At 56.1% G+C, this 23311-nt stretch carries 21 protein-coding genes; 12 read left to right on the forward strand and 9 right to left on the reverse strand.

Annotation, left to right across the window (positions count from 1 at the left end; all coding sequences use genetic code 11):
• Positions 1-89: 89 nt before the first annotated feature.
• The gene (locus ACZ5EH_RS00415) at positions 90-701 is read left to right on the forward strand and encodes a VOC family protein (protein ID WP_464276166.1); all 612 of its coding nucleotides are present in this window, start codon (positions 90-92) and stop codon (positions 699-701) included.
• A 75-nt stretch (positions 702-776) separates the two neighbouring features.
• On the opposite strand, the gene ACZ5EH_RS00420 is transcribed toward ACZ5EH_RS00415, so the two are convergent.
• The 3 genes from ACZ5EH_RS00420 to ACZ5EH_RS00430 form a co-directional block, all read right to left on the reverse strand.
• Entirely contained in the window at positions 777-1592 is an 816-nt protein-coding gene (locus ACZ5EH_RS00420) for a hypothetical protein (RefSeq protein ID WP_464276167.1), read from the reverse strand.
• Positions 1593-1602: 10 nt separating this feature from the next.
• Positions 1603-2346, reverse strand: a complete 744-nt coding sequence (locus ACZ5EH_RS00425) for a S1C family serine protease (RefSeq protein WP_464276168.1) — start codon at positions 2344-2346, stop codon at positions 1603-1605.
• A gap of 197 nt (positions 2347-2543) precedes the next feature.
• Positions 2544-2828: a hypothetical protein gene (locus ACZ5EH_RS00430; RefSeq protein WP_464276169.1), complete on the reverse strand. Its 285-nt coding sequence runs from the start codon at positions 2826-2828 to the stop codon at positions 2544-2546.
• Positions 2829-3075: 247 nt separating this feature from the next.
• Here ACZ5EH_RS00430 and ACZ5EH_RS00435 point away from each other — a divergent pair, with 247 nt between their 5' ends.
• From ACZ5EH_RS00435 to ACZ5EH_RS00445, 3 genes are read left to right on the forward strand one after another with little or no spacing between them, the layout of a single operon-like run.
• The gene (locus ACZ5EH_RS00435; RefSeq protein ID WP_464276170.1) at positions 3076-3663 is read left to right on the forward strand and encodes an SPOR domain-containing protein; all 588 of its coding nucleotides are present in this window, start codon (positions 3076-3078) and stop codon (positions 3661-3663) included.
• Positions 3664-3685: 22 nt separating this feature from the next.
• Positions 3686-5173 carry an ATP-binding protein gene (locus ACZ5EH_RS00440; protein ID WP_464276171.1) on the forward strand — a complete coding sequence of 496 codons (1488 nt, stop codon included), beginning with the start codon at positions 3686-3688 and terminating at the stop codon, positions 5171-5173.
• Positions 5158-6594 (forward strand): sigma-54-dependent transcriptional regulator, encoded by a 1437-nt coding sequence (locus ACZ5EH_RS00445; protein ID WP_464276172.1) that lies wholly within the window; start codon positions 5158-5160, stop codon positions 6592-6594. Before ACZ5EH_RS00440 ends, ACZ5EH_RS00445 begins: the two co-directional genes overlap by 16 nt.
• Before the next feature lie 1358 nt (positions 6595-7952).
• Here the strand turns inward: ACZ5EH_RS00445 and ACZ5EH_RS00450 are convergent.
• The 3 genes from ACZ5EH_RS00450 to ACZ5EH_RS00460 form a co-directional block, all read right to left on the reverse strand.
• Positions 7953-8333: an OsmC family protein gene (locus ACZ5EH_RS00450; RefSeq protein WP_464276173.1), complete on the reverse strand. Its 381-nt coding sequence runs from the start codon at positions 8331-8333 to the stop codon at positions 7953-7955.
• A gap of 211 nt (positions 8334-8544) precedes the next feature.
• Positions 8545-9351 (reverse strand): MBL fold metallo-hydrolase, encoded by an 807-nt coding sequence (locus tag ACZ5EH_RS00455; protein ID WP_464276174.1) that lies wholly within the window; start codon positions 9349-9351, stop codon positions 8545-8547.
• On the reverse strand, positions 9348-10079 hold the full coding sequence (locus ACZ5EH_RS00460) for a FadR/GntR family transcriptional regulator (RefSeq protein WP_464276175.1): 732 nt from the start codon (positions 10077-10079) through the stop codon (positions 9348-9350). Before ACZ5EH_RS00460 ends, ACZ5EH_RS00455 begins: the two co-directional genes overlap by 4 nt.
• A gap of 213 nt (positions 10080-10292) precedes the next feature.
• On the opposite strand from ACZ5EH_RS00460, the gene ACZ5EH_RS00465 reads away from it, so the two are divergent.
• Positions 10293-11171 carry an NAD(P)-dependent oxidoreductase gene (locus tag ACZ5EH_RS00465; protein ID WP_464276176.1) on the forward strand — a complete coding sequence of 293 codons (879 nt, stop codon included), beginning with the start codon at positions 10293-10295 and terminating at the stop codon, positions 11169-11171.
• A gap of 85 nt (positions 11172-11256) precedes the next feature.
• On the opposite strand, the gene rsgA is transcribed toward ACZ5EH_RS00465, so the two are convergent.
• From rsgA to ACZ5EH_RS00480, 3 genes are all read right to left on the reverse strand, one after another.
• Positions 11257-12354 carry a ribosome small subunit-dependent GTPase A gene (gene rsgA / locus ACZ5EH_RS00470; RefSeq protein ID WP_464276177.1) on the reverse strand — a complete coding sequence of 366 codons (1098 nt, stop codon included), beginning with the start codon at positions 12352-12354 and terminating at the stop codon, positions 11257-11259.
• Positions 12355-12775: 421 nt separating this feature from the next.
• Positions 12776-13702 carry a choice-of-anchor A family protein gene (locus ACZ5EH_RS00475; protein WP_464276178.1) on the reverse strand — a complete coding sequence of 309 codons (927 nt, stop codon included), beginning with the start codon at positions 13700-13702 and terminating at the stop codon, positions 12776-12778.
• Positions 13703-14295: 593 nt separating this feature from the next.
• The gene (locus ACZ5EH_RS00480; RefSeq protein WP_464276179.1) at positions 14296-14808 is read right to left on the reverse strand and encodes a P-loop nucleotide/nucleoside kinase family protein; all 513 of its coding nucleotides are present in this window, start codon (positions 14806-14808) and stop codon (positions 14296-14298) included.
• Positions 14809-15065: 257 nt separating this feature from the next.
• On the opposite strand from ACZ5EH_RS00480, the gene ACZ5EH_RS00485 reads away from it, so the two are divergent.
• From ACZ5EH_RS00485 to ACZ5EH_RS00515, 7 genes are all read left to right on the forward strand, one after another.
• Positions 15066-15455, forward strand: a complete 390-nt coding sequence (locus ACZ5EH_RS00485; protein ID WP_464276180.1) for a response regulator — start codon at positions 15066-15068, stop codon at positions 15453-15455.
• A gap of 12 nt (positions 15456-15467) precedes the next feature.
• The gene (locus tag ACZ5EH_RS00490) at positions 15468-17222 is read left to right on the forward strand and encodes a sensor histidine kinase (protein ID WP_464276181.1); all 1755 of its coding nucleotides are present in this window, start codon (positions 15468-15470) and stop codon (positions 17220-17222) included.
• A gap of 10 nt (positions 17223-17232) precedes the next feature.
• On the forward strand, positions 17233-17634 hold the full coding sequence (locus ACZ5EH_RS00495; RefSeq protein WP_464276182.1) for a response regulator: 402 nt from the start codon (positions 17233-17235) through the stop codon (positions 17632-17634).
• Positions 17634-18035 (forward strand): response regulator, encoded by a 402-nt coding sequence (locus tag ACZ5EH_RS00500; protein ID WP_464276183.1) that lies wholly within the window; start codon positions 17634-17636, stop codon positions 18033-18035. Before ACZ5EH_RS00495 ends, ACZ5EH_RS00500 begins: the two co-directional genes overlap by 1 nt.
• A gap of 106 nt (positions 18036-18141) precedes the next feature.
• Positions 18142-19407 carry a sulfite exporter TauE/SafE family protein gene (locus ACZ5EH_RS00505; RefSeq protein WP_464276184.1) on the forward strand — a complete coding sequence of 422 codons (1266 nt, stop codon included), beginning with the start codon at positions 18142-18144 and terminating at the stop codon, positions 19405-19407.
• 4 nt (positions 19408-19411) lie between these two features.
• Entirely contained in the window at positions 19412-20131 is a 720-nt protein-coding gene (locus ACZ5EH_RS00510) for a hypothetical protein (protein ID WP_464276185.1), read from the forward strand.
• A 174-nt stretch (positions 20132-20305) separates the two neighbouring features.
• Positions 20306-23194: a PEP/pyruvate-binding domain-containing protein gene (locus ACZ5EH_RS00515; protein WP_464276186.1), complete on the forward strand. Its 2889-nt coding sequence runs from the start codon at positions 20306-20308 to the stop codon at positions 23192-23194.
• Positions 23195-23311 lie beyond the last annotated feature (117 nt).

Raw genomic sequence — 23311 nt, forward strand, 5'->3', positions numbered from 1 at the left:
ATACAACTTCGGAAAATGCCTTCCCGCCCCTTGCATTATGGGATATGCCCAACCTGAACTTCTGCAGACAAAGCACAGGGAGGCCAAACATGCCCCGATATACAGGTATCAACCATCTTGCCATGGCGACGGGCGACATCGACGCCACCATCCGATTCTGGCGTGATTTGTTGGGACTGCCCATGGTTGCAGGACTCGGCGGCGCCAATTACCGCCATTATTTTTTCGCTATTTCACCACAGGATATGATCGCGTTTTTTGAATGGCCCGACGCCACCCCCATCCCGGAAAAAGATCATGGCATGCCCGTGAAAGGGGCGGTGGCCTTTGACCATGTTTCCTTAGGCGTGGTGGACGACAATGACCTCTGGGAGCTCAAGGCTCGGCTGGAAGGAGCAGGATTCTGGGCTTCGGAGATCGTGGACCATGGATTCATCCATTCACTCTACTCCTTTGACCCAAACAACATCCCCATCGAATTCAGCGCCCCCGTTCCGGAGGTGGACGTGCGACGCACCCCCCGCATGATAGATCCACATCCGGCAAAATTAGCTCTGGAAGGCCCCTGGCCGCGGCCGCAACACTGGCCGGACCCCATTCCCGTCCCCGAAGACGAGCGCCAGATATATCCTGGTGAGGGGGAAGAGTTCAGGGACGAAAGCCGCAACGTCTGGCGGGGGATGCGCACCAAAGAAGAGTAAAAGAGCCTGCGGCAAAATGTCTTTCATAGAAACAGGCCCTTGCTCCTCCCTTTGTAGCGTATGCTGCCATGCAGCTTACTGCGGCAGGTCTACCACCAGCATAAGCACCTTGCGCTCCCCTAGTGAGGATGCGGGGTATTTGTCGAGCAGGCCTTTGAGTGCTGCGGGGTCATGCAGCGGCGTGCGGGTAACGCCCCCCTTGCCTACAGCGTGGTAATACCAGCGCCCGCCGTCTGCAGTGGGCAACAGCAACGCCACATGATGGTGCAAAAGTGAGTAGCCGTTCTTGTTCCACGGCTTACTCATGCTGAGCAACACCAGCTCGCCGGGGCGCAGATGTGCGATGGCGGCGCGCCAGGCGGCAGCATCCCGCAGGGCAAACCCTCTCAGGGTGGCGCCATCCACACCACTCTGCGGCAAAGGCGTTTCCCCCTGGGGTATAAGCAGTCGCGGTGAATACCCTTCCGTGAGATTTTGTATGAAATCCCAACCAAAATCCCAATCCTGCCCTTTTGCTGCGCCAGGGCCACTGTCTTGCAAGCGGTCCTGCTTTGCCGCTTCCAAACTGACGGGCGCCTGCATGATCAGCCTGTATGCAACCAGCACAAAACCACTGCAATTCAGCCCAGAGGTGTCAAAGACAACGCCAGGATCGGCAAAAAGAGTAAAACGCCCCTGCAGGTTAACTGCGCCATCACTGCGGTACGGGATGCCAAGAAAAGCATCCAGCAGCACCTTTGGCGGGGAAGGATACGGAAGAGAAAGCAGGCTTTCGACACGTGGCGTCCATTGAGGCCCCCCCTGTGCGGCCGAGGATAACGGAGAAAGCGCCGCCACCAAAAAAAGCGCGGCCGTAAAAACGGCCGCGTTGCAGGTCAGGATTCGTTTCATGAACATTTTTTCATTTTGCAAAGATGGTGATGCCACCGTCACTTTTCTGGATGCCCAGAGAGCTTCCGGAACTAACGCCACCACCAGACTTTGAACCCCTTGCGGTCTTGTAGGAAGAACCCAGGAGTTTATTGATATAGTTTGAGGGGATGGCAAAATTCAAGTTTTGCCCGCCTTGTGCGTAAAACGTAGCCAGCCCCAGTACCTCACCCGAGGCATTGAGAATGGGGCCGCCGCTGCTTCCTGGAGAAATAGGCGCCGTTATCTGATAAACAACGGTGTCGCCCTTCATACGAATACCACTGACAATACCGGTGGAAAGCGTACGCTCCAGCCCCTTGGGATGGCCTATCGCAATGACCTCTTCACCTTCAGCCGGCTGCCCTCCTGCAAGGGGCAAGCCCTTGCCCAGGTTGGGGATATCAATGATGGCCAGATCATACTTCGGGCTTTCCGCCAGCACGGAACGCGCATCTATGACACTGCCGTTAGGCAGCTTTACCTTGATGTTCGCCGCGCCTGCTATGACATGATAGTTGGTGGCGACCTTATCGCCACGCCGGATAAGAAAACCGGAACCGAAACGCGTGGGATTGCCTTCTTCATTCAATGAAAAGACCACCACCACGGAATCTTTTGCTTTTTGAAAAAGTTGTTGCGCGTCTATGGCCATGGCCGGCATGGAGCTGAGAAGCACCAGTACAAGGCTGATAAACGCAAAGAATACGGGTCTGTATTTACGAACAGTGTTCATACCTCGCCCCCTCCGTTTGGCATATTGGGAGTACTGCCTTCCCGGCCGGAGTGGAACGCAAACTCCTGGATTGGCCGGTACACATTACTACTATTAGTATAGTAAACCAGCCTGCAAAAAAAGCCAACACGCCGGTAAATGCGTCACCAACAAGAATATTTTCCGGATTCAGTATCGGCCTGGCTTCAAATGGCGCATCAGGCGCGGCCCGGCGCAAAACTTTCTGCCGAAATTCTCTCCAAATAGGCTTGTGCATCACGCTCCACTTTTTGCAGCCTTCGGGAATGAACCTCCAAAGAACGATCTCCAAGCAACATGATGTCGTCCGTATCCACTTCCACCACAGCGCCCAGGGCAGGAACGTGTACCTGACAGCGACCATGTTCGCCCTCGTTCACAACGATGCGAACCACTCGCCCTGTCTGGTTGCATCCACGTATCCTGACGGCCCATCCATTGTCTGCCATATCTATAGCGGCCATGTCCCAGCCTCCTGAGTCCACCATCATCCTGATGGTTATTGAAGTGTCGATTTCCCGTCACTATTGCCAGTATTACCTTCCGTTATAGTTTCGCTAGCAACTTTCATTCCAAAAAAAACAGGAGATGTTTTGTTGTTATTTCCTGGGTAGCTTGCTCTCATCGCCCCTTTCGGCTATTCCAACATAGCGGCAAATGGACCACAAACCAGTTCACCAAGAAACTCCGTTTATTCAAGTGGGGGCATGAATGATTCGCAGTCGATTTTTCTCTGAAAATACGCCTACAAAAAAGGCTTCAACCGGCAACCGCTTTGCAGCGTTGCTAGCATTGCTTCTTCTTTGTGCTCTGGCGACAGCTGGCTGCCAGAAACAGCGTCAGGACCTCAGCTACTACCACCCCCACAAGCCGTTCTCCAGTTGGGAGGAAGACCTCAGCCACTGTAAAAAAAGCGTCTCTGCGCTCAAGGCTTCCGATCGTCTGCAACAGGACACCTATGCCGCCGGAGTTGAAGACTGTATGAAGGCCAAGGGATACGTATATGGATATCGTCCGTATCCGCCCCCGCAAAATGCTTCGTATTACGGTAGCGGCGACCGTTCTTATTACTTGCTTGACAGCACATGGCACTCCAAGGAACTGGCGCAAAAGCGCGCCGACTACCTCGCCGACACGGGGATATGGGGGGTCGTTGTCAAACCCTGGGACTCCGGATCAGCTGGTGTATGGCAACAGGTGCTCATCGGCACATTCGACACATCAAACGAAGCAAGCCGAGAGCGCAGCACCCTGGTCAAATCCCATGGTTTGAAAGATCTTACGGTCATAGCCCGCTAGCCTGCACAAAGAGCATATCCCCATGCTTTTCATTCACGGCGTCAGCATCCGTAAACGAATCTTTTTTACTTTGCTCATGCTGGTTACCGTAAACATGGCTGGCTCAGCCGTGACGCTGTGGTATGTGCACCGCACGCAATCCCTTTTTACGGAGACTGTTTCCAAAGAAATCGCGGCCCTGACCGTGGCGCAAAAACTGGAAACAGCGCTTGCTGAGCAAAAAGGGCTGGTCACCTACTATTACCTGAGCCACAACCAGGACTGGCTGGAACGCCTGGAAGAACTCAAGATCAGCTTCCGCACCTTGCTTGACAAAGCCAGGGACACAACCACCAGTGATCGTGGTCGCGAGCTGTTGAACCGTATCGAGTCTTCCTATCTTCACTTTGCCTTTTCCCGCGACAAGGTGGTGGAGCTCTACCGGCAGGGCAATGGTGACGAAGGCGCTACACTGCACCCCAAGGTGCGTGAGGAATTCGCCAAGGTTTACGAACTGTGCGACGCGTACAAGCGACTGCACGAAAACCTCATTATCTCCAGCGAAGAAGGCTTTCGCAAATCAGCCCGCTGGGTCTCCAGTCTGGCCCTGGCAGCCCTGCCCTGCTCTGTGCTCCTAGGCGCTTTTCTGGCGCTTGTCTTTTTGCGCGAAATAATACGCCCTATCCGTAAACTCGCCTATGGCGAAGGTGACACTCCGGCCAGAGAAGGCGACGAACTGCAAGCTCTCAGCGACAAGATGCACGCTCTGATGCAAAACGTGGACAAGGTCCAGTCCAAGCTTGACCGGAGCCGGGAGCAGATGCTCCAGACCGAAAAGCTGGCCGTGGTGGGCAAGATGGCGGCAGGTGTGGCCCACACCATCCGCAACCCCCTTACCTCGGTGAAGATGCGGCTTTTCACCCTGGAGCGAGGGCTGGAGCTGGACAATCTGCAGAAAGAAGACTTTGACGTCATTGGCGAGGAAATCCGGCACATAGACGCCATCCTGCGCAACTTCCTCGAATTTTCCCGCCCCCCGAAATTGCAGGTGCAGCCAGTCAGCCCCTCTGATGTGGTGGACATGACACTGCAGCTTCTGCGCCACAGATTCGAGACCTTCAACGTAGCTGTCTCGGTCAAACGTCACGCACGATTGCCCCAGATCATGGGCGATCCGGACCGGCTTAAAGAAGCTATCATGAACATCCTGCTCAACGCCTGCGAAGCCATGGGCGATAAAGGCGGCGAGATAGTGGTAAGCGAAGAAGAAGGTTTTGTAGAACCATGGGGGCGCGTCTGCATCCTGCGTATACGAGACAATGGACCCGGCATTCCGCAAAAGGTGCGGGACCACATCCTGGAGCCCTTTTTCAGCACCAAGGAAGACGGCACCGGCCTGGGACTGAGCATAGTAACCAGAATCATGGAAGAGCACGGCGGGTGGGTGCACCTGAACAGCCAGGAAGGTGAAGGCGCCACCTTTGTGCTTGGCCTGCCCTGCAAGGAAAAGGAAACGTGGCTAAGATCCTGATCGTCGACGATGATCCACAACTGCGGACCAGCTTCGACCGTCTGCTGGGGAGCGAAGGGCACGAGATGCTCACCGCGCCGAATGCGGAAACAGGCATTGAACTGGTGCGTGACCAATCACCCGACCTGGTTATCCAGGACCTTCGGCTGCCAGGCATGTCCGGACTCGAAGCCTTCAACCACATCCGCGATCTGGACCCGAAGCTGCCAGTGATCATCATGACGGCCTTTGGCACCACTGAAACAGCCATCGAAGCCACGAAGATGGGCGCCTTTGATTACGTTCTCAAGCCTTTCGACATACCTGATATTCTTGAAGTTATAGAAAAGGCACTGGAAGCGGGGCGCTTCATGCGCGCCAAAGTCAGTGTGGACCCCGCCGCCGTAGATGAATCCGCCACAAGCATGGAAGACGTGGCCGTGGATGCCACCGATGTCATCATCGGACGCAGCCCATCCATGCAGGAGCTCTACAAATCCATCGGGCGGGTGGCGCCCACCGACGCCACGGTGCTGATCCTTGGCGAATCCGGAACGGGCAAGGAGCTGGTGGCGCGCGCCGTTTACCAGCACAGCCCGCGTGCAAACAAGCCTTTCCTGGTCATCAACTGCGTGGCCATTCCCGAGACCCTGTTGGAGAGCGAATTATTCGGTTATGAAAAAGGCGCCTTTACAGGCGCTTCCTCCCGGCGTGTGGGAAAAATTGAGCAGGCCAACCATGGATCGGTATTTCTGGACGAAATTGGAGACATGCCCCTGGGCATCCAGGCAAAATTGCTGCGCCTGCTGCAGGAACGTCAGATAGAACGCCTGGGGGGGCGTCAGCCCATTCCTGTGGATGTGCGTATCATTGCCGCCACCAATCGTGATCTGCAAAAGGCTGTAGAAGAAGGGCGCTTCCGTGAGGACCTTTACTATCGGCTCGAGGTGGTGACTCTGGAACTGCCCCCACTGCGCGAACGAAGAGGCGACATCAGCCTGCTGGCGGAGCACTTTCTCAAGCGGTATGCAGCCAGGGCTGAATCGGGTGTGCCCTCCCTTACGCCTGAAGCCAGACAGGTTTTGGAGGCTTATCATTGGCCAGGAAACGTGCGCGAACTGGCCAACACCATGCACAAGGCAGTGATTTTCAACCGCGGCGCCCCCTTGGAGCCCGAGGATGTGAACCGGGCATTGGGACTGAGCGACGTGGCTGCGGAACAGGCCCGTGAAAATGTGGATGAAACCGTAAGCGCTTGGCTTCGCTTGGAACTTGCGCACGGCACCCATGCGCGCCCCTATGAAGAACTGCAGGGGCACTTTGAATCTTTGCTCATCCGCGAGGCTCTAGATATGACAGGGGGCAATCGCTCCCGGGCTGCCAAACTGCTTGGCGTATCACGCCCCACCCTGCTTGCTCGCATCGACAAATACGGACTGTAACCTTCCTCCATCCTCCTGAAAGACAACGACAATACTGCATCCCCGATTCCTCGGGGATGACAGCGTGTGCTGGCAAAGGATTGTGCATATTGTGCATGAGGCGCCCCCTGTGCCTTCCCTTCCTGGTGGCCCTGGAAACCGCAATACCTATAAGAAAAGTAGCGCCACCCCTCCCTGTCATTCCCGCGAAGGCGGGAATCCAGAGACGTTTGCAGCACATGGGAGCCCGTCAAACGACGCTAAACGACAATACTGGATCCCCGATTTCTCGGGGATGACAGGGAGCTACCATCAAATCCATTATCAAGGGCACATGTTGCGACATCATAACAGGTGGCGCTGGAAAACGCCGCACACATAAGAAAAGTAGCGCCATCCCTCCCCGTCATTCCCGCGCAGGCGGGAATCCAGAAACTTTTGCAGCACATGGGAGCCCGTCAAACGACGCTAAACGACAATACTGGATCCCCGATTTCTCGGGGATGACAGGGAGCAACCATCAAATCCATTATCAAGGGCACATGTTGCGACATCATAACAGGTGGCGCTGGAAACCGCCGCACACATGAGAAAAGTAGCGCCACCCCTCCCCGTCATTCCCGCGCAGGCGGGAATCCAGAGACTTTTGCAGCACATGGGGCACCGTCAAACGACGCTAAACGACAATACTGGATCCCCGATTTCTCGGGGATGACAGCGTGTGCTGGCAAAGGATTGTGCATATTGTGCATGAGGCGCTCCCTGTGCCTTCCCTTCCTGGTGGCCCTGGAAACCGCCGCACACATAAGAAAAGTAGCGCCACCCCTCCCTGTCATTCCCGCGAAGGCGGGAATCCTGAGACTTTTGCAGCACATGGGGCACCTTCAAACGACGCTAAACGACAATACTGGATCCCCGAATCCTCGGGGATGACAGCGTGTGCTGGCAAAGGATTGTGCATATTGTGCATGAGGCGCCCCCTGTGCCTTCCCTTCCTGGTGGCCCTGGAAGCCGTCGCACACATGAAAAAAGTAGCGCCCCACCTCCCTGTCATTCCCGCGCAGGCGGGAATCCAGAGACGTTTGCAGCACATGGGGCCCCGTCAAACGACGCTAAACGACAATACTGGATCCCTGAATCCTCGGGGATGACAGCGAGCTACCACCCAATCCATTATCAAGGGCACATGTTGCGACATCATAACAGGTGGCGCTGGAAAACGCCCCACACATAAGAAAAGTAGCGCCATCCCTCCCCGTCATTCCCGCGCAGGCGGGAATCCAGCATCAGACAAAGAAAACAGCAGTACACATACAATAAAAAAGGGCGGCCCCAGTCATAACAAACGTCTGCGAGCCGCCCTTTTAAGGTTCTGGTATCTATTCGACTTTCATGTCAAAAGTCGCAGGCTTGGTGAGAAGTCCATGGATGGGGCACCCCTTCATGGCCGCTTGCAAACGCTTTTTCTGTTCCGGAGACAGCCCCTCTGGAAGTTTGGCAACGCAAACATAGTTGGCGCCATCGCTGCCAGGCTCCACAGTCACGGAGACTTCTGCATTGTCCAACTCAATATCGTGATTCTTAGCATACATACGCATGGTAATGACCAGGCACCCTGCCAAGGCGGCCTCAATCAAGGCAAAAGGGCTAAAACCAGCGCCATCGCCGCCTTTATCCGCGGGAGGATCAGCCAGGGCGGTATGCTGGCCATCGGTGAATTCAGTGATAAATCCTTTGTCGGTACTTTTCGCAATAATCATATCTGTCTTCTTTTGTTGAAATTTCTATGGAGAAACAGCGCCTTAACAAACACGATAGGGGAAATGGTAAAACCAAGGGGAGGGAATGACAAGGTAGGGAGGTCAAGTAAAGGATATCTCTATTGAGAGGTGAGAGAAGGAACAAAGAATTGAATACCCCTACCCGATACCCCCTCTATTGCACACTGGTCTCAGGGGCGACAGGAAGGCCTCATGCCTCCACGCGCTGCATACGGGGGTGCAATCGAATCTGCTGCCCTTCTTCCTGCAGTACATGGGTTTCAATGCCGGAACGTTCATGTTTTGCCGTATCCCGCCCCACCATGTAGGTGAAATTAAGGGTGTCATCCTTGGAAAAAGGCATATGGTATATCACAACATGACGGGGGCGAAAGACCGTCTCTATTATCTGCTGCCCGTTGTCGTTATGATAGAAAAGGGGGTTCACGAAGACGGCATCTAACGAGACACCCTGCAAAGAGTCCTGGTAGAACGCCGCTACATGATCACCATCTCCAGTAAACAGGAGGTTGATGTCACCAAGCGATAGCAGGAAGCTGTCGTGGCGGACATCATTATATTGCGCCCCCATGTGGCGCGTGCCGATGGCGGTCAGTGTCATGCCAGGGGCGAGTCCCACGCGACGCGAACGCCCCGGCTCCAATGAGAACGTCTGGTGCGCAATACCCTGCTCCCATAGAACATGGAGCAACGCGCCAAGCGCGGGGGATCCGTGCTCCTCGTCCGGTAAGAATACCCCTTGCACCGCTCTGCGCTGCACATGTTCCAGCACCAGGCGCGGTGTAAGATGATCCGGATGCTCGTGGGTGAACAGCAGGTAATCGAGATTTTCGAACGGTGCTTGGCCCTGCTGCATGCGCTGCAAATCACCTTCTGCAACCTTGCTGAAAGGATGGCACTCCTCATGATGCATACCGTCCACCAGCAGCCCAACGCCATTGCAGGAAACCAAGACCCCGGCGTTGGCCACAAGGGTTATGTCCACATGGCGGCTCACGCACCTGGCTCCGGCGGCTCATTGCCAAGGACAGCGGCCACCAGCTTGTTGCCTGCATCCTTGATATGGGTCTGGATGGCGATTTGCGCCGCGTCAGGATCATGCGCCTCTATCGCCTTGAGAAGCGCCTCATGTTCCTCGAGCACGCGATCAAAGCCCCAGTCGTGCTTGGCTTTTTCCTCCATCCATCTACGGATGGGGTGGTGCAACTCTGAAAACAGCCGCAACAGAACAGTGTTATGACAGGCCCGGGCAAGCGCCATATGAAAGCCCAAATCCGCGGCGATCAGTTTGCGGCCGCCCTGCTTGGCCTTGGCCAGCTCATCCTGCTGGTGCCTTATTGCAGCGATATCTGCATCAGTGGCCCTTTCCGCCGCCAGTCGTGCAATGACCTGCTCCAATTCTGAGCGCGCCTCGACCAGTTCCCTGATTTTTTCCTGACCGATGGTGATGAGCGAAAGCCCCACCCCCCGGGGCTCAATTTCCTCTGTGGCGTCGGTCACGACAGTCCCCTGACCGGGGCGCACGGACAACAACCCCAATAACTCCAGCCCACCTATGGCTTCCCGAATAGAACTGCGGCCAACTCCAAACTGCTCCATGAGTTTGGGCTCCGGGGGCAGTTTATCACCTGCCTGCAGATCTCCAGCAGCTATCATACTGATAATATGCTCAATAATCTGATCTGAGAGGCGCTTTCGCTGCAATTTCTGGGGTGTGCTTTTCATAACGGATTTTTGAATAAAGTGTTGTGTTTGGCGAGCGAGTTCGGATCCAGGCTCCTTGCACGCATACCTGCGGTAAGCCTGATTGTATTGACAGTGCCGACCGAAAGCAATACATTTGTCATAACATCAGACGTTATGATGTTCGCATGATCCAGGCTGGATTGTGCCAGGCATCATGAAGCTCCAACCCTGCAACACAAAGGACGGAACAATATGGCTCAAAAAATCGGCTGGATCGGCACCGGCGTCATGGGCGCTTCCATGTGCATGCATCTTGTAAAGGCAGGCAACGAGGCATTTGTATACAACCGCACCAAATCCAGAGCGGACGAACTTGTGAAGGCCGGCGCGACGTGGTGTGATTCCCCTGCCGCAGTGGCGCAGCAGGCCGACATCATTTTCACCATCGTAGGTTATCCCGTGGACGTTGAGCAAACCATACTCGGTGATGACGGTGTGCTCGCAAACACCGCCCCCGGCAAGATAATCGTAGACATGACAACCTCCGAGCCCGCCCTGGCCAAACGCATTGCCGAAGAAGCCGCAGCAAAGGGCGTGGAAGCCCTGGACGCCCCGGTGTCAGGGGGCGATGTCGGCGCACGTGAAGCCAAGCTGGCAATCATGGTCGGCGGCAAGCAGGAGACCTTCGACAAGGTCAAAAATCTTCTGGACATCATGGGCACCAACGTCAAATACCGCGGCGAAGCAGGCGCTGGCCAGCACACCAAGATGTGCAACCAGATCCTCATCGCCGGCACCATGATCGGCGTGGTGGAATCCCTGTACTACGGGTACAAGGCGGGCATGGACCTGCACGAGATCATTGACGTCATCGGTTCAGGCGCTGCCGCTTCCGTTGGCATCAATGTCCTTGGCAGGCGTATTGCGGATGGCGACTTCGACCCCGGTTTCTTCATCAAGCATTTTGTCAAGGACATGGGCATCGCCCTTGCTGAGGCAAAGCAGATGCGTATCGCCCTGCCCGGTCTGGCCCTCGCCCATCAATTCTATGTTTCGGCCATGGCCCTTGGCTACGAAGACCTGGGCACGCAAGGCCTCTACAAGGTCTTTCAGAAAATGAACGGGGAATAGAATTTAACGCCTGCCACACATTGCTGCGAAAACGAGGCCTGCAAGCTCCTGCTCCAGGCCTCGTTTTTGTTTCGTGCGCGCCAAATCAGCGCTTGCGCTTTTTCAGTTGCTTTTGCAGCAAGGCTATTCCCCGTCGGCGCTCCTTTTCCACGCGCTCGGCGCTCTTGTCCTGCCGCGCCGCCACATACTCAAGCTCACGCCGCATTTTGTGGTAGCTCTCCAAACGGGGGGCGGAAAGCTCGCCATTTTCCACTGCGCGTAAAACAGCGCACCCTGGCTCCTGACTATGCGTGCAATCGGAGAACCGACAATCTGCAGCCAGGTCCATGATGTCTGCAAAAACGTTCTCCATACCTGCGCCGCCCTCGTAAAAGGCGATTTCGCGGATACCGGGGTTGTCGATAAGCGCCCCCCCTTGGGGCATGCGAATAAGCTCTCGGGTGGTGGTAGTATGGCGGCCCTTGCCGTCGGTTTCGCTCACGGCGGCCGTATTTTGCACAGCACGGCCATAGAGCATGTTCGCCAGTGTGGACTTCCCCGCACCGGAGGAACCGACCATGGCCATTGTCATACCAGGGACAAGGTAGCTTTCCAGAGCCTCCTTTCCTCGGCCGTCCACCATGGATGCCAGTATCACGGGCACGCCAAAGGCGATCTCTTCCACTGCATCCCGGCAGCTTTCCGGATCGTCGTGAATATCCGCCTTTGTCAGCACCACCACGGGGTTCAAACCGCAATTGTAGACAAGGGTTAGATACCGCTCAAGCCGCCGCAGATTGTAATCACGATCCAGCCCGCAAACTATGCAGACAGTATCGAGATTGGCCGCAATGGGTTGCGCACGTTGTGCGCCATCTGTGCGCCCGTTACGTGAACCTGCATCCCCGCGAGAAAGCATGCTCCGTCTGGGGATGACGGCGGTGATCACAGTTTCCTTGACGATAACCCAGTCGCCGGTGACGGGGTAGGCGTCGATACCTATATGCAACAGCCGCCCCGCAAGGGAGCAGCGCCACTCTGTGTGCCCGTCCGTCACCAAAAACAGATTGCGCTGTACATTTATGACGCGTGCTGGCTTTGACGAACCGTGTTCCCATTCGGGGTACATAAGCGTCAATTGTCGTTCGAAATATTCACCCCATCCAAGGGAGTGAAGTGCTTGTAGCTGTATATGTTGTGTCATTTTTCTTCACCATTTTGTGTGACCGATGGAGATCAGGTCAGCAAACATTACTGGCCAGCCTGTGATGCAAAGTCACGAGGCGGGGGACATTATTGAATGGTGAAAGCGTTGCCGCAACGAGGGCGCAAGAAAAGACCCGCTTCTGAAGAAGCGCGCAAGAGACAGGCCGAGTCAGCCCTGGGAAGCCCCCTACGAAGGCAGGAGGCGGCTGCAATTCCTGCTACTGAGCGCCCTTCATTCCGGCAACGTCAGCTACAAGAACCACATACGAGATGAACATCCAAACTCCTTGAAATTGCTTTGTGGGGCTCTCATGATTGAAAACTGACAGCATGTCAATCAGCCAAGAAATGAAAAAGCCCGTGAACCGAAAGGCTCACGGGCTTCATTTGTTTTTTTGCACTGCAGTGAAGGTGCTGATTTAGCTCTTCTTCCTGCGGATTGCCAGCAGACCCAGCAGGCCGGAACCCATCAGCACAAAGGAGCCTGGCAGCGGTGTAGGGGTAGGCAGGTCACCGGTGAAGGTGTTGGTGTGCAGCTCCATATTGCCATTGAAAGAATTGGCAATGAGCGTGCCGTTGAACTGCCCGTTGGTAGCGTCAACATCGGCCCAGGCTGCCAGCACCGAGCCCCACACGCCTACGCCGGACATGGTCAGGTCAGTCGCTTCATAGAAGTTGAAGAGCACCTTGCTGCTGTCTGCGCTGCCAAGATTGAACCCCATGTTGGTGAAGCCGGAGACCGAACCAGACACATTGATGAGCACCGTGGCGTTGCTGTTCACGTCTATAAGGTTGAACGAATTGGCGTTCAACAAGTCGCTCCCGTTTACGTTGAAAACCTGCAGTCCTGTGCTCATGTCACCGGTAAGTGATATGCCGCCGTACTGGCTGACAGTGGAGCCGGTGGCGCCAATCTGCGACAGGGAAGTGGAAAGCCCCTGCAAATTGGTCTTCTCAGTGGTGAAGTCTACAGGCAGATTGGGATTGTTCGCGTACAGCGAACCACCCACAACGTTGAAGCTCGATGTAGCGGCTGCACCACCCACCTGTGCATTCCCATAGATCTGCCCGTTGTTGAAGCTCAGGCTGCCTCCCACAACAAGACCGTTGCCGTTGCTGTCAGGCACATTGCTGGAGTTGATGCTGTAACCAGTGAACGTGCCGCTGCCCCCAGCAGCCAGGCTGCCCTCTATATCACTATAGGCACTCGAATAGGAACCGAAAACAAATGCGTTATATTCTCCGGCTACGCCAAGACTGTCCGTCGTTGCAGAAGCGGGAGCTGCGACCAGGGCCAACAAGAGCGCCAGCAACAGTGTCGTTACATTCAATTGTATATTCTTCATGGTGTTCCACCTTTTTGGTCTAAATTCAGCGCACATTCTGCGGCAATGACCTTTATCAAAGATAATGTTGCAAAGCGGTTTCGTCAAACAATTACGTCCAATCTCAATTTTATGAAAATAGCGCTTTACGATCTTTACCCGTAACATTGGCCTTTTCTGAAAAAATCGGACTCACTTTCCTACAAAACGTTGGCGTCCATTTCACTAGTTTTCTCCGTATTTCCCCAAAGAAACCCTGATGGCGTTCCATTCAGGAGGCTGACGTTGCTGCTGTCACCTTTCATTGCCAACATCTCGCGCCCCATGCCTGCCTTTACTTCCCCCCGGCAAGGCCAGTGCGATTCTTATTTTACTTCATGCAAATATAGTGCCGAAAAAAATAGCTCCTAAATTCAACAATATAGAAAATCATACTTTTTTAATCCAAAAAAAAGAGAGAGCGCATGTCTTCTTTTACAAGACAGACACGCGCCTTATTTGCAGCCATATAAAGCGCAGCCCCCCGCGTCAACCACATTATTTCGCCTGCATTCCGAGCACCACGCTTAAACACCTCATAAGTATGCGAACACTATCCAGTCCGAAAATGCGGTCTATTCTTCCCCCTGTAAAAGCCTGAGAAGTTCGGCGAAGCTGTTTATTGCGGAACACCCGGCTGTATCCAGAAGCAGCCGCTCCTTATCTGGCCAGGGTACATATTCTCTGTCCATGACTTCCGCCCAGGTCGGCAGTCGCAGCCCCGCCACGTCCGAGTCCCTGTGCTCCACCCGCTGGCGATGCTCATCCGCATCAGAACAGATCACCTCTATATTCACATGCCGCGCGCCTGCAGCATGGGCCGTCTGCTCCCACTCGCGGCGGGTCAGGGCAATGGGATTGCAACTGTCTGCCACCACGGACATACCCAAAACCAGATTATCATGCGCCAGCCGGTACAGCAGTCGATACCCCTCCCCTTCCACCTGCAGGCGGCACACATCGCGCAGCCCTTGCTCCAGGGTGTCCACCCGCAGATATGCCGCGCCCATATGATGGGCCAGCATCCGGGCCAGGGTGGTCTTGCCAGTGCCTGGCAGGCCAGAGAATATATAAAGGGTAGGGAGCATAATCGTCTTACTCTCCTCGCATACTGTAAGCGTGATTTACATTTACACTGCCTTTGCGTCTTTCCTCTATAATGATTCTTTTACAAACTGTAAAAAATCCTGACACCAAAAGCTTTTCCACACTATAGCACTCCATTTTCACGCTGGAAAAAATCCAATACCGGCATCATGTTATAAATTTCTCAAAGTCCGCACTCTTTGGCACGTCCCTTGCCATTTCTGCTGTGAACTCTTGGCGGAAACGGAGCAAGGAGCCGATGCCCGACAAACTGCAATTCTTCATACTGCTGGCCGAGCGCAACCCAAACGTACGCAACCTTATGCAGCGTGAACTGCTCAAGGAGGGGTACAGCGTCGCCACCGCAAAGGACGGCATCGAGCTATGCACGCTTTTGGAAAAGGACACCAGCCCTGACCTGGTGCTCCTGGACCCGGAGCTCCCCTATTTGGGGGAAGAGCGAATTCTCAGATGCGTGATGCGCCGGACCGTCACCCTGCCTCTTATTATCTGGGGGTTCAGCGAGGAAGGACTGCCTGCCGACCTGCGCCCCAAAGTGGAGGCGCTGGTGGAGAAGAGCGAAGACCCGGAAGACCTCAAGAGCACTGTACGCAGCGTGCTCAAGACCCGCTCTCTGGGGGGCGTATAGGAGCAACAGGTAATGCAGCATCCAGTATCATATACACTGCTCGCACGGCGCATCAGCATGCTGGTCATTCTGGTATCGCTGGCGCCCTTGCTGCTGCTTTCCCTGTTGGCCGCCTACCAGTTCCACACTGCGTACAAGGAAAAGGTCCTGGCCCACATCGAAGAAATCGTGGCCAAGCATCGCCAGCACATCAATGGATTTTTGCAGGAAAAGCTGGCCGAAATCGAGGTGCTTGCAGGGACCCTTACTCTGGAGCAACTCAACGATTACGCCTTTTTGGATGCGCTTTTGCTGCGGCTGCAGCAGTTCTACGGCATGGCGTATGTGGACGTAGGATTCGTGGACGCCGCGGGCAAGCAGCTCGCTTATGCCGGCCCCTTCAAGCTGGACCGCGCCAATTACGCAGAAGCCGACTGGTTCAAGGCCACCATGGCCAAGGGCTATTCCATCAGCGACGTGTTTCTGGGACTGCGGGGGCTGCCCCACTTCATCGTGGCCGTGAAATGCGAACACCAGGGGCGCGAGTACATTCTACGCGCCACCATCGACTTTGTGGCCTTCAACCGCCTAGTGGAGGACATCCGCCTCGGCAGTACGGGCCTTGCCTTCATCATCAACCGCGAAGGCGCCTTTCAGACCACCCCCCGGTATGACCTGACCCAGTATGTCCCGTTTTATCTTGATTTGATCACGGACCAGAAGCACGCCCAGGACCAAATGCGTGACGCTTCAGGCAAGACATCCCGGGTACGCGCCTTCTTGCGCGCCAAGCCGGACGGACAGGGCGAAGCCGTGTTCGTGACCACTTCACTTAAAAACGGCAACTGGTTCCTCATTTACCAGCAGGATACTCCGGACGCCTTCCGCGACCTGTACCACACCCGCAACCTGGCCCTTGGCGTGTTGCTGGTGGGCTCCATCCTCATCGTGGCCACGGAGCTGCTCATCGCCCGTCGCATCGTCAGCCATATTGCCCGGACCGAACGGGAAAAGCAGATGATGAACGAACAGGTCATCGAGGCCGGCAAGATGGCCTCCCTGGGCGAACTCGCAGCGGGTATCGCCCACGAGATCAACAACCCCGTGGCCGTGATGGTGGAGGAAGCCGGCTGGGTGGAAGATCTGCTGGACGATGAGCCCCACCCCACGGCGGGCACCCACGAAGAGATGAACCGCTCCCTGAATCAGATCAGAACCCAGGGCGCGCGCTGCAAGGAAATAACCAAGAAGTTGCTGCACTTTGCGCGCAAGACAGACCCGCGCCGCAAGACCCTGCAGTTGAACGAACTGGTGCGCGAGATGGCGGCCCTTTCGGACCAAAAGACGCGCTACGGCAACATCAAGATGGAACTCGACCTGCAGCAGAACCTGCCTTCTATCTGTGTGGCCGAATCCGAACTGCAGCAGGTGCTTTTGAATCTGATCAACAACGCCGTCCACGCCATGGAGGAAAAGGGAGGCATCGTCTCCATATCCACGGCCTTTGACGGTCACGACATACTCATCACGGTGAGTGATACGGGCAGCGGGATTCCCGAATCCATCAAACAACGCATTTTCGAGCCTTTCTTCACCACCAAGCCGGTGGGCAAGGGCACGGGACTCGGTTTGTCCATCTGCTACGGCATCATCAAAAATATTGGGGGCGACATCCAGGTGGACAGCGTGGTTGGGCAAGGCACCACGTTCCGCGTGATGTTGCCTATGAGCAAGGTCGATTGCTCCCTGCTGCCGGAGGAGTCGCCAAAACTACCTCCCTTGCACTGAGAGGCGGGACATGACGCTCGAACAGGAATTTATGGCCGCCCCTTTGCGGGTGCTGCTGGTGGATGACGAAGTGGGATTTGTAGAGGTCCTGCGCAAGCGGCTGTGCAAACGAAACGTGGAGTGCAAAATCGCCTTTTCCGGCACCGAAGCAATCCAGAAGCTGCGCAAAAACGAATTCGACGTGGCCGTGCTGGACCTGAAAATGGAAGATATGGACGGCATTGAAGTACTGAAAATATTCAAGAAAATGGACCCGAGAATGCCGGTGATCATCCTTACCGGCCACGGGTCGGAGCAGGCCGCGGTGGAAGGCATTGAACAAGGGGCCAGCTCCTATCTTATCAAGCCATGCGATTTCAACGAGCTGCTGGACGCAATATGCAAGGCAGCCGAGTCCGGGAGGGTTTCGTAATGGACAAATTCAGCGTGCTGGTCGTGGACGACGAGGCGGATTTCCGGGCGCCCCTCATCAAGCGCCTGAGCAAGCGCGGGCTGAATGTGAACGGTGTAGGCACCGGCGAGGAAGCCCTCACCTACCTGGCCACGGCTCCCGTGGATGTAGTGCTGCTGGATGTGCGCATGCCTGGCATGGGCGGCGAAATCACCCTGGCGGAAATAAAACGGCTGTACCCCAGTGTGGAGGTGATCATGCTCACAGGGCACGCGGATTTGCAATCCGCCATCAAGGGATTGGAGCTCGGCGCCTTCGACTATCTCATGAAACCCATGGAGATAGATGAAATAACATACAAATTACAAGACGCATTCAAACGCAAGGCTCTCAAGGGAAAAAAGCAGGGAACGGACGCTTGATCCGCTTCCCCGCACTGGCACCAGGCAAGGGGTAAAGGGAAAAACTCTCCCCTGGCTGCAAAAAACCAGGGGCAATACCAACAGGACGCAAAGAGGAGCGCTCTCAATGAACTTCCCGAGACAAGTTTACGAATTCCTGAAGTCGGCATCCGTGGCCCATGCCAAGTGGGACATGGAAGTATCGACGTCCATTCTCAAGAATCGCAAAAAACTATTGTTTCTGCTGGTGCTCATGCTGCCCGTGCTGGGCGTGAGTCTGGTGGAAGCAGGCGACTTTCTGGGTGGCAAGACGGCCTATGCGCCGGCCTTCTACACAACGCAGATATTCCTGGCGTCCATTCTGGTCGGGCTGATAGCTGGCCTCATCACAGGCTGTATCGGCGCAGGCGGCGGTTTCATCATCACACCTGCGCTCATGGCGGCAGGCATCAAAGGCATCCTGGCCGTCGGTACGGACCTGTTCCACATCTTTGCCAAGGCCATCATGGGCACCACGGTGCACAAAAAGCTGGGCAACGTGTCGGTCAAACTGGCCATCGCCTTTCTGGTGGGCGCAAGTGGCGGCACATTCATCGGCGGCTTTATCAACAAGGCGCTCTATAATAAGGAACCCCTGCTTTCCGAGCTTTTCATCAGCTCCATCTACGCGGTTCTGTTAGGGTTCCTTGGCATTTACGCCATGACCGACTTCATCAAGTCCACCCGCGCCCAAAAAGGGCAGCCATCCGGCGGCGATCACGATGCCCACGGCGGCCCTAGTGACACCACCTCCCTGGCGGCTTCGCTGCAGAACCTCAAGATCCCGCCCATGATCACCTTTGACGAAGATCTGGTGCCGGGCGGCCGTAAACTCTCCGGCTGGGTCGTGGCGGCTGGCGGCGTGCTGGTTGGTCTGCTGGCGGCCATCATGGGCGTTGGCGGCGGCTTCGTCACCTTCCCCATGTTCGTTTACGTATTTGGCGTATCCTCCATGACCACGGTGGGCACCGACATTCTGCAGATCATCTTCACCGCAGGTCTGGCCTCCATCTCCCAGTACGCTATTTACGGGTACGTGTTCTACACCCTGGCCATCGGCATGCTGGTAGGCTCCCTGCTGGGCATCCAGGTCGGCGCGCTGACCACCAAGGTGGTCAAAGGCATCCAGATTCGCGGTTTTTACGCCGTGGCCATCCTTGCGGGATTCGTGAACCGCGCAAGCACGCTGCCTAAAAAGCTTGTGCAGATGGAAATGATCGACCTGCCCATGGGGCTGGTCAACGGCATAGAATTCGTAGGGAACATCGTATTCTGGATAACGGTCTGTATCTTCGGCGCGTGGATATTCTCCAAGTTCTTCGCGAATATCAACAAGCTCAGAGAGGAGGGCTAGTTCCATGGCCATCAGAGACAAGAAAAAATTCACCATGGGCCTGCTGCTTATGGGCTCTTTCCTGGTGATCTTCGTACTCATATTCATTCCGTTCGACTTCTTCGGCAACCAGAACAGCCTGCATTGGGCCGATGAACTGTTCAACAAACTCTCCAAGGGGTCTTCCTACTTCATTCCCAACGTGAAAGAAGAAGCCAAAAAATACGCAGGCACCAACGTGGAAGTGACCGCCAGGTTCAAGGAAGGGGCTAACGCGGACAAGGCGCTGACCTTGCTCAAAGCCATTGGGATGCAGGCCCAGGCCGATGGCGACGGCCAGATCACCTACTCCGGCGATCTGGGCAAGTTGCTCATGGCGGTCGCCGACGACTCGGACGCCATGTTCAGCAACAATGCCAAGCCTTTGGAAGAAGCGTACGGCATGAGCGGTAAAGAAGCCATGAGCGCATGGTGGAAGCTTTTGACCTTTTCCGTCATCCCCATGCAGAAGCAGAAACTGGTGCAGGAAGCCAACGCCGTGAACATGACCCTGAAAAAGGCCGTGGAGCCATCCTACAACTTCTTCGGCATCCAGGCGGAAGACGTCAGCTCCAAGGCATTCACCGTCATAGCGCTGCTCGTTTTCTACGTGGTCTATACCCTGTGGTACGGTTTCGCCATTTACGATCTTTTCAATGGTATCGGCTTGACCATGACGAAATCCAAGGTAAAAAAGGAGGTATAGCCGAGGAGCAAGGAGTTGGCGCACTCCTTTTACTGGCGCTGTCTCCATTTCATGCCACCGCCCTTGTGATGCAGCATAGCAAGGGCGGGGCAAGTACTCGGCCGGGGCCCTCCCTCACGGGTTCCGGCCATTTTTTCGAAGAATGCCACTTCCGAATGGCGAAAGGGAGTCTTCATGGCTTTTTCCCGCTTCCGAAAATTTTTCAAACGTTTCAAGGAAGAACCCAAAGCGAGGCAGGAACGCCTGCGCGAAGACTTTCAAAGCCGTTACCACCATTTTCAGCTGCTGCTCACATCCAATAACAACGCCCTGGATACCATGACCCGCATCCAGAAGGCTCTCAAGGGCGAAGAGCCCTTTTCCATGACGTTTGTCAGGGGCGCCTGCACGGATGTTGCGGCTAGGGTCTACCAGATTGTCCGCCACCTGAACGAACTGGCGCCCGAAGAAAACTACAAGAAACTGTTCTCGCGCTTCAGCGACATTCAAGAGCGCATCGACCAGTCCCTGTCAGCCAGGGAAATGGTCACGGAGGGGCCTCTTACCCTTTGGCTGGACACCATCAGCGCGGCAAACGCCAACCAGGTAGGCGCTAAAATGGCCACCCTGGGAGAAGCCAAAAACGATCTGGGCAAAAAAGCGCCGGATGGCTTTGTGCTCACGGCGGCGGCGTATAGTATGTTCATGCAGCACAACGACCTGCAGCGCGAGATAGACCGCAGGTTGCAGGCATCGGAAGTCGAAAGCGGTGCGGAAAGCGGCCCTGAAAGCGGCATGGACAAGCTCTTTGCGCTCAGCGCATCACTGCAGCAATGCATCATGGCGGCCCCCATGCCGGAAGAACTGGAGCAGGCAATCGCCGAGGGGTGTGCAGCCTTGCGCGCCAAAGGGTACGACCCCTTGCGTCTGGCAATGCGCAGCAGCGCCCTGGGCGAAGACACCCACGGCGCCTCCTTTGCGGGGCAGTACCGTTCACAACTGAATGTGGCTGTGGAAAGCGCCTGCCAGGTCTACAAGGAGATCGTCGCCGGGAAATACACGCTGCAAGCCATGGCCTACCGCTTGCACAAGGGCATACGCGATGAAGACGTGGCCATGTGCGTGGGTGTTCTGCCTGTTGTGAACGCCCAGGCAGGGGGCGTTGCCTACACCCGCGACCCCCTGCAACTCGATTCTGAAACCGTGCTGGTCAATTCCGTATGGGGATTGCCAAAAGGTGTAGTGGACGGCAGCGCCCCTGTAGATGCATTGCGCCTTTCCCGGCAGCCGCCGCATACGCTTGAAGCCCGGCAGACGCCGCACAAGTCCTGGCGCTACATGTGCCGCGAAGGGGAAGGCCTTACCCGGCAGGAGCTGTCCGAAACGCAAGCCGCCGCATCCAGCCTGACCGATGATCAGGCCATGCGTATCGCCGCGCTGGCCATGGAGCTGGAGGCCCACTACGGCCTGCCCCAGGACGTGGAGTGGGTGCTCACCCCAGAGGATGAGCTGGTGCTGGTGCAAACACGCCCCCTTGCCACGGCGCTGCACTTGAAGCGCCTGCAGTCCAGCGAAGAGGAAGCCCTTCAGAACGAGGGCGGCAGCGCCCCTCCCGTGCCCGAAGACGGACAGCAGGAGCCAGCGGACAAACCCCACCCGTCGGAGGCAACAGCCGCACCACCTCCCGCGCGCCCTGCGAATTCGCAATTCCACTGCCTGGACAAGCCCATCCTGAGCGGCGGTGTTCCTGCCTCTCCTGGCCTGGCGTCAGGCGCGGTCTATGTGGTGCTGCGCGAGGCCGACGCCTTGACGTTTCCGGAAAACGGGGTGCTGGTTGTTGCCCATTCACTGCCGCGATGGGCTGCGTTGCTGCCCAGGGCCGCAGCGCTCATAGCCGAGCGCGGCAGCGTAACGGGGCACCTGGCCAACGTGGCGCGGGAATTCGGCGTTCCCGCTGTTCTCGGTTTGCGAGGCGCAGTGGCGGCTTTGCAGCAACATGCCGTGTCCGCGGTCACCGTGGATGGCGACAAGGGCAACATCTATGCGGGTGAACGCCAGGACCTGATGGAGGCCCGCAAAACCGTACATAAGCCCATGCTCGGCACGCCTGTATACGAGACCTTGCGCAGCGCTGCGGAGCATATCCTGCCTCTGGCCCTGGTGGACCCCGAGGGCGCGGACTTCAAACCCAGAAATTGCCGGACGCTCCACGACATCACCCGCTATTGCCATGAGCGGGCCGTCATCGAAATGTTCCAGTTTGGCCAGCGCCACCAGTTTTCCGAGCGCAGCAGCAGACAGCTTTACACCGACGCGCCCATGCAGTTCTGGATCATGGACCTGGACGACGGCATCAGGCCCGATTCCCCTGCACAGCAGGCAGACGCCCGTTTCGTCCGGCTGGAAGACATCTGCTCCATCCCCATGCTGGCGTTATGGAGGGGCATAAGCGCTAAACCCTGGGCTGGCCCCCCTCCTGTGGACGCCAAGGGATTCATGTCCATCCTCATGGAAGCCACGTGCAATCCGCACCTGGACCCGGCGATGCCCTCCCACTATACGGCGCGCAATTATTTCATGATCGCGCGCAATTTCTGCAGCCTGCAATCGCGTTTCGGGTTCCACTTTTCCACCGTGGAGGCGCTTGTGGGCGACCGGGACCGTGAAAACTACGTAACGTTCCGGTTCAAAGGGGGCGCCGCCAGCATGGACCGCCGCATCGGGCGTACCCAGCTCATCCAGAATCTGCTTAACCCGCATGGTTTTCAGACCCATGTCATGGAAGACGCCCTGGCTGCGCGCGCCGAAGGCATGCCACAGCATCGCATGGAAAAACTGCTGATGATCGTGGGATTCCTGACCATTCATACCCGACAGCTCGATATGGTCATGGCGCGCTCGGAAAGCGTGCGCGGTTTTCTGGAGACCATGGCCGCGGAAATTGACGCAATGCTGCAGACAGCGCCCCACCCTCCTGCTTCAGATTGTGTGGGCGCAGCCCATGGTTCCCAAAATGCAGCTTCGCAGGAAGAGGAAACAACGACAGACGGCGACCCCAGCCGCCAGGATTCCGAAATGTCCTGACACAAACCGCTGCACGAACAGACTACCTCCCCAACCGACCGGTATTTTTGGGGGAGATTTTTCCATCTGGTTTGCAATAGGCGCCCCCCTGGTGCATAACACGTAGTTATGGCGTTC

It is taken from the genome of Desulfovibrio biadhensis (assembly GCF_055388615.1).

Coding starts and splice junctions, on each gene's coding strand:
- ACZ5EH_RS00415 (WP_464276166.1), top strand. CDS start 90: ATGCCCCGATATACAGGTATCAACCATCTTGCCATGGCGACGGGCGAC.
- ACZ5EH_RS00485 (WP_464276180.1), top strand. CDS start 15,066: ATGCCCGACAAACTGCAATTCTTCATACTGCTGGCCGAGCGCAACCCA.
- ACZ5EH_RS00510 (WP_464276185.1), top strand. CDS start 19,412: ATGGCCATCAGAGACAAGAAAAAATTCACCATGGGCCTGCTGCTTATG.
- ACZ5EH_RS00430 (WP_464276169.1), bottom strand. CDS start 2,828: ATGGCCGCTATAGATATGGCAGACAATGGATGGGCCGTCAGGATACGT.
- ACZ5EH_RS00440 (WP_464276171.1), top strand. CDS start 3,686: ATGCTTTTCATTCACGGCGTCAGCATCCGTAAACGAATCTTTTTTACT.
- ACZ5EH_RS00465 (WP_464276176.1), top strand. CDS start 10,293: ATGGCTCAAAAAATCGGCTGGATCGGCACCGGCGTCATGGGCGCTTCC.
- ACZ5EH_RS00515 (WP_464276186.1), top strand. CDS start 20,306: ATGGCTTTTTCCCGCTTCCGAAAATTTTTCAAACGTTTCAAGGAAGAA.
- ACZ5EH_RS00500 (WP_464276183.1), top strand. CDS start 17,634: ATGGACAAATTCAGCGTGCTGGTCGTGGACGACGAGGCGGATTTCCGG.
- ACZ5EH_RS00425 (WP_464276168.1), bottom strand. CDS start 2,346: ATGAACACTGTTCGTAAATACAGACCCGTATTCTTTGCGTTTATCAGC.
- ACZ5EH_RS00450 (WP_464276173.1), bottom strand. CDS start 8,333: ATGATTATTGCGAAAAGTACCGACAAAGGATTTATCACTGAATTCACC.
- ACZ5EH_RS00495 (WP_464276182.1), top strand. CDS start 17,233: ATGACGCTCGAACAGGAATTTATGGCCGCCCCTTTGCGGGTGCTGCTG.
- ACZ5EH_RS00420 (WP_464276167.1), bottom strand. CDS start 1,592: ATGAAACGAATCCTGACCTGCAACGCGGCCGTTTTTACGGCCGCGCTT.
- ACZ5EH_RS00475 (WP_464276178.1), bottom strand. CDS start 13,702: ATGAAGAATATACAATTGAATGTAACGACACTGTTGCTGGCGCTCTTG.
- ACZ5EH_RS00460 (WP_464276175.1), bottom strand. CDS start 10,079: ATGAAAAGCACACCCCAGAAATTGCAGCGAAAGCGCCTCTCAGATCAG.
- ACZ5EH_RS00505 (WP_464276184.1), top strand. CDS start 18,142: ATGAACTTCCCGAGACAAGTTTACGAATTCCTGAAGTCGGCATCCGTG.
- ACZ5EH_RS00480 (WP_464276179.1), bottom strand. CDS start 14,808: ATGCTCCCTACCCTTTATATATTCTCTGGCCTGCCAGGCACTGGCAAG.
- rsgA (WP_464276177.1), bottom strand. CDS start 12,354: ATGACACAACATATACAGCTACAAGCACTTCACTCCCTTGGATGGGGT.
- ACZ5EH_RS00490 (WP_464276181.1), top strand. CDS start 15,468: ATGCAGCATCCAGTATCATATACACTGCTCGCACGGCGCATCAGCATG.
- ACZ5EH_RS00435 (WP_464276170.1), top strand. CDS start 3,076: ATGATTCGCAGTCGATTTTTCTCTGAAAATACGCCTACAAAAAAGGCT.